Origin of the sequence: Marichromatium sp. AB32 (assembly GCF_003718675.1) — a bacterium.
Lineage (GTDB): Bacteria > Pseudomonadota > Gammaproteobacteria > Chromatiales > Chromatiaceae > Marichromatium > Marichromatium gracile.
The window spans coordinates 1-3,401 of the sequence record NZ_RHFJ01000108.1 but is presented as its reverse complement, the minus strand read 5'-3'; the positions used below and the strand labels follow the sequence as shown (position 1 = coordinate 3,401).

The window sequence follows — 3,401 nt, the reverse complement described above, 5'->3', positions numbered from 1 at the left end:
GCCCGGCGGATTGGCCGCCTCGCCTTAGGGAGCTGTTCTGTGAATCTCAACGTCCACAACGTCCACAAGACCCAGATCAACCACACCCACTACCACATTCACTGTCACGGCAGCCTTGCCGCTTCGGTTGCCCGCGCTGCGGTTGCGGCATTCCGCGCCTTGCGGCGGTATGCCGGGCTATGACGCTGTGTCGGCCTTGGCTCGGTGAGCCTCGTTGAGGAGACGGAGCGCCGCGTCTTCGTAGCTCTCGCCGGGCTTGGCCTTACGCTCGATGACTGCCCTGGGGATGCCGTAGATGCTTCCGGCGGTCGCCGCCTGCTCGGCCTTCCGCTTCCGCGGTTTCCGCGGCTTCTTGGCGGGCTGCCGATCCTTCTCGCCGAAGGTGAACACCAGGTGGGTGACTCGCCGCCCCGTCTTGCGCTGATCCCACTTCACCCAGAGCGGCGAATGCTCGTTGATCTGCTCCACTGCTGGTTCAACTACTCGACGCTTCAGGTCGCGGATGTTGCCGTAGCGTTCTTCGAGCTGGAGCGCCTGACGAAGCCAGTCCAGCGCCACTACTCGTTCACCAGAGTCCCGCCACTGGCACAGCAGTTCGTAGAGCCGGATGGCGTGAGCACTGGTCATCTTCGCCACGTCTGATAAGGCGTAGCGCGTGAACTGCTCGGTGAGCTGCGAGAGGTAGGGCAGCATGTCCTTGGTGAAACGCAGCTCTATGCGCCCTTCGGACTCGACGTAGGCGACGGACTGCACCCAGCCGGTGATCAACGTTTTGCGGGGGCCTCGTCCGTTCGGGTGCTCCTTGATCCAGACTTCGCGGCGCTTCAGGCGAAGAGCCGCCTTTTCCAGCTCCTCGTAAGTGGCGTTCGAGGCGGTGCCCGTCAGCGCGGCGATCTGCGCCGCCGAGACGCTGTACATCTTATCGTCCGTGATCGGGGCGTCCCGGCGCACCTGGGCGATACAGGCAAGGATGATGCGTTGCTCTGCTGGGGTGAGACGGTAGGACGCTTCGATTAGGGCGTTACTTTTGTAAACCGCCGGAGATTGGGGTTTTGCCATTGTGGATATCTTCCATGAAGTGACAATGTAACGTTGTCACTTTTAACCCCAAATCTGTCCTCTTTACAACCCCAAATCTGTCCTCTTTTGACCCCAAATCTGTCCTCTTTTAATGCTGCCGACCCTTTTAAATCAGTGACTTACAGGGCCCTAAAAGTATTAAAATATACAGAAAAGAGCGCACAGGGGGTGCGCGCCTGCCCTCCGGGCGCTAAATCGCGCCCTCCGCCCCGCCGCTTCGCGTCGGCCTAATCGGTGCCGCTTCGCGGCCTCCTGGACTCACATACGGGCGCTCTCGCGCCCTCTTGGCGTGATCCCCAAGCTCATCCCCAGTCAGCACCCCTGACGCCGCCTGCCAGGACCCCTGACGGTTGACCAGGGGGGGATGGTGGCGATCGCTACCGCCACGCCGGTCTGCATCCGCTGACGCCGCCTGCTGGCTCCTCCGGGTCGAACGCCAAAAGGGAAGGGGCCGAGGAGACGGCGCTATCGGCTCAGGCCTCGGTCGCTCGTGCGAGCGCCACGGCGGCGGGACTGTGCCCGCTGCTCGGCGTTCTCGCGCTGCATGGTGGTCGCCGTGCTCAGCACCTGGGCCACCTGCTCCCGCGAGAGGCCCTGAAACGGCTTCTGGAGCGTTTCGAGGCGGTCGCGCTGGTGGCGGGCGGTCGCAACCGCCTCAGCGGCTCTACGGCGCTCCTGAGCCGCCACAGCGGCTAGGTCGGTGGTCGGCTGGTAGGCGTTGTGGACGGCGGCGGTCAGGCGGGCGGCGACCTGGGCCGGGTCCTCTACCCGGTGGGTCAGTAGCTTTTTCTCCAGCACGCGCGGGGTCAGCGCCTCCGGGCTAATGGTGACGTGGCGGGTGGGGCTGGTCTCCAGCGCCGCGTAGAAGGCCTGGACGCGCTGATGGCGTGCCCGGCTGCCCTCGAGGCCGCGCTCGAGGCCGTGGCGCTGGCCGACGTGCTCGGCAAAGTCGCTCTGCATCTGGCTCAACGCCTTGGCCCCGCCGAGCCACCGCTTGGCGTTCAGACGGCCCGTGGCGGCGTCCAGGGGCACGGCGTAGGCGTACATGTGCGGCGTCGTCTCGTCGCGATGGATCCCGGCGTAGACCACGTTGTCGGCGCCGTGACGGGCCTTGAGCCAGTCGAGCGAGTCGCGGAAGTAGGCGTCTTGCTCGGCGCGGCTCTTGTCGCGCATCGCCTCGGGGCTGGCGGTAATCAGGTACTCGATGGCGAGCACCGCATCCTTGCGCCGCTTTTCCGGGAGCCGATCGGCGACGGCGGCCAGCGCCTCGGCCGAGCTGGTCGCGCCAATGTGGCTGTTGTCCGGCGTGCGTGCCAGGTCGGCATTTGGCGTCTCTTGTTCGCGAAAGGCGTGCTTGAGCGAGCGGCGGATGCTGGCCAGGTGCTTGAGCTTTTGCGTGCGGAGGATGGCGAAGCGGGGCGACGTCGGCATCGGCGGGGTCCTCGGCGGTGGATCGGTGCGGCGAGCGTAGCGGGCGCGGCACTTGTGAGACAAGTGGACTCACTACACTTTGCTTCGCAAAGCCCGTTCGCCCTGCGGGGCAGGAGGGGCGGCGGGAGCGCCCCTTGGTGGCCTCGCCACCGAACTAATTGCCATGCTTTTTTTTAATACGACAGTCGTATAGTTATGGAACGCGACTTCAGATGGAGATCAGACATGCAGTTCAAGCGCCAGGGGAAGCGCATCCAGGTACTCGCTTACCGTGGGTATGATCGCGAGAAGCGCCGCTCGATCGTCAAGATGGTGGGATCGTTTGACAGATACAGCCTCAGCCCGTCTGACGAACTGATGGAGAAACTGACGGCAGAGGAAAAAGAAGAACTGGAGGCCTTCATCGAGAAGGAGCGGCAGGCGTTCGATTCTTTGCACCGCTCTCTCGCCGCGCGGTGCATTGCCGAGACCCTGCAGGATGCGGTCGCCGCGATCGAGTCTGAGGAGTTCGAGGCGACCGAGGCCTGGGCCGCTGAGGCCTGGGCCGCGATCAATACCCTGTCGAAGACGCTGCGCCGTGCTGGTTATCCGCGCCCGAAGAAGACGCGCCCCCCCAAGACGCCGGCAGCGGCCGTGCATGGCGCCGCCCCGCCCGCCGCCGGCGTGGACGGGCCGCCGGGACAAGTCGACTTGGATCTGGTGATACGGGAGGATTGAGCGGCGCTCCCCGGCGGGTGTGATCGCGGGAACGATCACACCCGCCGGTGTGGATGCTTCACGGTCGTGACGCTCTACTGGGTGCCCGGCGGATTGGCCGCCTCGCCTTAGGGAGCTGTTCTGTGAATCTCAACGTCCACAACGTCCACAAGACCCAGATCAACCACACCCAC

The 3,401-nt window shown here is 64.8% G+C and carries 4 protein-coding genes; 2 read left to right on the top strand and 2 right to left on the bottom strand.

Annotation, left to right across the window (positions count from 1 at the left end):
* Positions 1 to 183, top strand: a 183-nt coding sequence (locus EBL85_RS17300; protein WP_223806183.1) for a hypothetical protein, incomplete at its 5' end; no start/stop codon positions are given.
* On the opposite strand, the gene EBL85_RS16545 is transcribed toward EBL85_RS17300, so the two are convergent.
* On the bottom strand, positions 178 to 1,059 hold the full coding sequence (locus EBL85_RS16545; protein WP_123143482.1) for a replication initiation protein: 882 nt from the start codon (positions 1,057 to 1,059) through the stop codon (positions 178 to 180). The two genes, EBL85_RS17300 and EBL85_RS16545, sit on opposite strands and share 6 nt — an antisense overlap.
* Before the next feature lie 486 nt (positions 1,060 to 1,545).
* Positions 1,546 to 2,511 (bottom strand): MobV family relaxase, encoded by a 966-nt coding sequence (gene mobV, locus EBL85_RS16540; RefSeq protein WP_123143481.1) that lies wholly within the window; start codon positions 2,509 to 2,511, stop codon positions 1,546 to 1,548.
* Positions 2,512 to 2,736: 225 nt separating this feature from the next.
* Between mobV and EBL85_RS16535 the strand changes: the two genes are divergently transcribed.
* Positions 2,737 to 3,228 (top strand): hypothetical protein, encoded by a 492-nt coding sequence (locus EBL85_RS16535; RefSeq protein ID WP_123143480.1) that lies wholly within the window; start codon positions 2,737 to 2,739, stop codon positions 3,226 to 3,228.
* The last annotated feature ends 173 nt before the right edge of the window (positions 3,229 to 3,401 follow it).